At 42.4% G+C, this 4,807-nt stretch carries 5 protein-coding genes; all 5 read right to left on the reverse strand.

The genetic code is table 11. The features are described from left to right. Positions 1-34: 34 nt before the first annotated feature. Entirely contained in the window at positions 35-1,405 is a 1,371-nt protein-coding gene (locus tag ACO4PX_RS08645; protein ID WP_485572297.1) for an aminoacetone oxidase family FAD-binding enzyme, read from the reverse strand. A 76-nt stretch (positions 1,406-1,481) separates the two neighbouring features. Further along, complete coding sequence (locus tag ACO4PX_RS08650; RefSeq protein ID WP_485572298.1) at positions 1,482-3,161, reverse strand: putative polysaccharide biosynthesis protein; 1,680 nt, start codon at positions 3,159-3,161, stop codon at positions 1,482-1,484. Next, the gene (gene ybeY / locus ACO4PX_RS08655) at positions 3,158-3,655 is read right to left on the reverse strand and encodes an rRNA maturation RNase YbeY (protein ID WP_314668285.1); all 498 of its coding nucleotides are present in this window, start codon (positions 3,653-3,655) and stop codon (positions 3,158-3,160) included. The genes ACO4PX_RS08650 and ybeY overlap by 4 nt, the downstream gene beginning before the upstream one ends. Next, entirely contained in the window at positions 3,567-4,628 is a 1,062-nt protein-coding gene (locus ACO4PX_RS08660) for a PhoH family protein (RefSeq protein ID WP_314668287.1), read from the reverse strand. The genes ybeY and ACO4PX_RS08660 overlap by 89 nt, the downstream gene beginning before the upstream one ends. 69 nt (positions 4,629-4,697) lie before the next feature. Next, positions 4,698-4,807 (reverse strand): 30S ribosomal protein S21 (rpsU, locus tag ACO4PX_RS08665; protein WP_455009843.1); only part of this gene is annotated, 110 nt, incomplete at its 5' end.

Raw genomic sequence — 4,807 nt, forward strand, 5'->3', positions numbered from 1 at the left:
TTCCTTCTCTATAGCTAATTTCAACTGTCCAATTTTAATCATTTTTCTTCCCCATGGCTCTTCCCGCCAAAATTCCCGATCCAAAGGCAAAATGAAGATTATAGCCTCCACAAATACCGTCCACATCCAGTATCTCCCCGGCAAAGTATAAATCCGGATTCTTTTTACTTTGAAATTCCGGAATAAAAATTTCCGATAAATTTACGCCCCCTGCCGTACATTGTGCTCTTTGAAAATCTCCGATTCTTTCCGGATGAAAAGGAAAATGCAGGCAAAGCTGACATAATTCCAATATTTTTTGATCCGAAATATCCTGAATTCTTTGCTTTAGGGGAAAGGCGGTCCTTTCATAAAGCACTTGACTCAGTTTTTCCGGAAATAGTCCCAGAAGAAAGGCTTCTCCCCTCTCCTCTTCCAAAAGCTGCTTTCTTTCCAGAAAATACTTTTTGGCTTCCGTCTCTTCAAATTTCGGAAGAAAGGACAGCTCCAAAGAAAACTTTGCTTTTTCTTCCAAAAGCCTATGCACTAAGCGGCTCATTTGAAAAACGACAATGCCGGAAATACCATAATCCGTGCATTGCAGCTCTCCCTCATCCTGAAAAATTAAGTCCTGCTCCTTATAAAGCTCGGCCCTCACATCGACTCTGACACCGGCCCATAGCTTTACATAGTCTTCCTTGGTATAGATGGGAACCAGACTGGGAAAGAGATTAGAGACTGTATGGTTTAAGCTCTTTGCGATCTCATATCCCTCACCGGAAGCGCCAAGAGCTTCCATAGCCAGGCCTCCGGTAGCAATTAAAAGCTTACGTCCTTGAAGAGAAAATTCCTGTTCTTCCCATTCTACTTTTTCTTTTTTATTCTTTTCCTTTTTTTTATTTTTTTCTTTGTTTCCGAAAACAAAAGTAGAATCAGAATAATTATCCTTCTGAGCAGAAGAGCCGACTCCTCCCTTTTGCACAAGCTTTTTCCCTTTTATGAAAAAAACTTCCTTCTCAGTCCAAGCAATGTCTTCAACCCTATGCTGTAGACAGATTTCTACACCCAAATTATGGAGGGAGTTTTCCAGACATTGCACCATGCTTTTTGCCTGATCCGAGTAGGGGTACACATAGTCTCCTCTAAACTTGGGATAGATTCCCAAAGTCTTGAAATATTCCAGAGCATCTCTGCTATCAAAATGTTTTAAAAAGGAAGGAATATATTCCGGATGATTGCTTCTATAGGCATTGGAATTCATGGAAAGATTGGTATAATTGGCTCTTCCGTTTCCGGTCTGGCTTAACTTCTTTCCAAGACAGGCTTGCTTTTCCACTAAAAGAACCGATTTTGCACCGGCTCTTTTTGCTTCTATGGCAGCCACCATACCGGCTGCCCCGCCTCCCACAATGATACAATCCTTCATATTGCCCCTACTCTTTTCTTCATCTTTTAATCCTATTTCATCTTTTCAATTTATAACTCATTTATAATTTTTGGATTTAATCCTTTATAAATCTCTTTAAACGTCCTCCCATAGGCATTTCATCCAGGTCTTCTTTGGAAAAGGCATTCATTTTCAAAAGACTGCCAAAGTAGAGAACTACCGCAACGAAAATCGCCGGAAGCAAAGAAAGGGCGGAACCGATTCTTCCCTTTCCCAGTTTTTCCGGAAGAAGGAAATGAATCAAGAAATAGCATCCAAAGGCAAAAATTCCCATGATAAGAGAAGCCAAAATAGGATATCCTATAGTTTTTCCCCAGTCTATTACGCATCTGGTATGACGCTTTATGGCAAGCTGATTTAAGATGCACATCATGATGGCAAAAAGGATATTGGAAACCACCACTCCGTAAATGCCGGTTCTTCCATATAAGAGAAGTAACAAACTGGCCAAATGAAATACCAGAGAAATAACGGAATGCTTAAGAGGCAGATTCAGATGTCCCAATCCCTGTAAAATGGCGTTACTGATGGTGGAAAGAGAATAGAACAAAACTGCCAATGCACCGATTCTGGTTACATTAATCAAAAGCATTACATTTTTTCCCGGGAAAAGCATTCTGCATAGAGGCTCCGCCAAAATACACATTCCCACGGTACAGGGAACGGCAATCAGCATACTGAAGCGAATGCTGGTCTGAATTTGTCCAAGGGTCTTTTTCCGATCATGGGAAGCAACAGCCGCAGTAAGGCTGGGAATCAAAGAGGAGGATAAGGCATTGGCCAAGGCTACGGGAATATTAAAGAGAATATGATATTCTCCGAAGATTCCCCACTCCATAACAATCTGCTTGGTAGGAATCTTAAGCTTGGTCATAATACTGGAATAAAAATAGTCATCCAGAACGGAGGAAATGTTATATACCGTGCTGGAAATCAGGATGGGAACCATGGTTGAAAACAACAATAGGGCGGAACGCTCATAGCTTTCCACCATACTGCTATCCTTCTTGGCTCTCTTTCTGAGCCTTGGCCTTTGATAGGAATAAAGCATCATAAAGAACAGCAGGGCAATAAAGGCTCCCACACCGGTTCCGATAGCGCCTCCCATAGCACCGAATGCATAGGAATACTCCGTGTTGTTATAAAGTAAATTGGCTTCTTTTCCCTTAGCGAAAAGGAGGTATGCCATCAAAACGGAAAAAACGGCATTGGCAATCTGTTCCAGAATTTGAGAAATAGCTGTAGGTATCATATTTCCCATGCCCTGAAAATATCCTCGCAAAAGCCCGAGATAGGCCATAATCCAAACGGTTGGAGCCAGTGCTCTAAGGGCATAGGCGGCAAAGGGCTTTTTCAAGGCTCCTGCAATGGCATCCGCCCCGAAGAAGAGCACAAAGGCCATGACCGCTCCCATAATGGAAGCATAGATAAAAGAAACCCTTAAAACTCTTTCCGTATTTTTAAAACGTTTCGCAGCCAGATTCTGAGAAATCAGCTTGGAAATGGCAGTGGGCATGGAATAACTGGATAAAATCAGGAGCAAGGTATAAATAGAAAAAGCTGAGGTATAATAACCATTTCCCTCATCAGAAATAATCGCGGAAAGTGGAATTCGGTAAACCATGCCGATAAGGCGAACCAGAATTCCGGCAACTGCAAGAAGAGATCCCTGCAGAACAAAATTATTTCCGCTTGACCTTCTTTTTGGGGAGACTTGTCTTCTGCCTTCTCTCATCGGTAATATCCTCTATTCTCTAATATCTCTTCCTGCTTCTGTTCCATCTCTTTACGTTCCTCTTCCTCCATGTGATCATAGGAGAAAAGGTGTAAAAGAGAGTGAGCAATCAAAAAGGCAAGCTCTCTCTCTAAAGAATGGCCGTAGCTCTCCGCCTGTTCCTTTACCTTGTCCCAGTTAAGGACAATATCCCCCAGCATCAGCTCTCCGGTTTCCGGATCGAAATTCCCCCACTCCTCCTCCAGGCTTTCCGGAAAGCTTCCCGGAGGATCTAAAGACAATAAAGGAAAAGAGAGAACATCCGTAGCATAATCAATTCCTCTTTGGCTTAAGTTTAACTCCCGCATCTCCTCCGCTTCAATAAAGCTTACGGAGAGAGATACATCATAAGGACAGGAAACATAATCAAGACTTTCCTCCACGATATCCTGAATGATTTTTTCGTAATCCAGACTTGTTTGTTCCTTCACTTCCCATTGAATGTCTATTTGCATATTTGTCCTTCTTTTTTCTTTGTTCGTCCTTTTCGTAGGCATTAACGATTCTTTGCACTAAGGGGTGACGAACCACGTCTTCGCTGGTAAGGGTAGAAAAAGCGATTCCCTCCACATTTTTCAAAACATGGATGGCATCCTCCAAACCGGATTTCTTTCCCTCTTCCAGATCCTTCTGGGTTAAATCTCCGGTAACCACTACCTTGGAGCCAAAACCGATTCTGGTTAAGAACATCTTCATCTGCGCAGGAGTGGTATTCTGCGCTTCATCCAGGATAATATAGGCATTGTCCAAAGTTCTACCGCGCATATAAGCCAGGGGAGCCACTTCAATAAGTCCCTTCTCCGCATTGGCCAGATACTGTTCCGGTCCCATAATCTGGTACAGAGCATCATATAAGGGACGAAGGTAGGGATCCACCTTGGATTGTAAATCTCCCGGCAAAAATCCGAGCTTCTCTCCTGCCTCTATGGCAGGTCTTGTCAAAATAATTCGGGAAACCTCTTCCTCTCGAAAGGCGGAAATCGCCATAGCCATAGCCAGATAAGTTTTACCGGTTCCTGCAGGACCGATGCCAAAGGTAATCATATTTTTCCGAATGGCATCCACATAGGCCTTCTGCCCTAAAGTTTTAGGCTTTACTGGCTTTCCCAAAGCCGTTCTTGCCAGTAAATCCTCATCCAAATGCAGGAGGGCATCTCCCTTTCCTTCCTTTACCGTTAAGGAAATAGCATAGTTTACATTTTGCTCATTAATGGCAGTGCCCTTTTGAGATAACTTCAAAAGGGAAAGAAGCACTTCCTTAGCTTTGTTTGCAGCGTCTTCTTCCCCTATGATTTTCAATAATCCGTCTCGATCAATAATACTGACTTGAAACTGTTTTTGAATCTTATTTAAATTTTGATCCATCTGTCCCAGAATATTCATTTCATGTTCCAGAGGAATATCTAATAGCAATTCTCTTTCCGCCATGGGACTCCTTTTTTGAAAGAAAATAGCCCTAATTCATTGCTGAATCAGGGCTAACATCTAAGCTATAAATTAGTTGAACTTACGCTTTCTAGCCGCTTCAGACTTCTTCTTACGTCTTACTGATGGCTTCTCGTAATGCTCTCTCTTACGAATTTCTTGCTGGATTCCTGCCTTAGCAC

Source organism: Oribacterium sp. (assembly GCF_057249185.1).

Coding starts and splice junctions, on each gene's coding strand:
- ACO4PX_RS08645 (WP_485572297.1), bottom strand. CDS start 1,405: ATGAAGGATTGTATCATTGTGGGAGGCGGGGCAGCCGGTATGGTGGCT.
- ACO4PX_RS08650 (WP_485572298.1), bottom strand. CDS start 3,161: ATGAGAGAAGGCAGAAGACAAGTCTCCCCAAAAAGAAGGTCAAGCGGA.
- ybeY (WP_314668285.1), bottom strand. CDS start 3,655: ATGCAAATAGACATTCAATGGGAAGTGAAGGAACAAACAAGTCTGGAT.
- ACO4PX_RS08660 (WP_314668287.1), bottom strand. CDS start 4,628: ATGGCGGAAAGAGAATTGCTATTAGATATTCCTCTGGAACATGAAATG.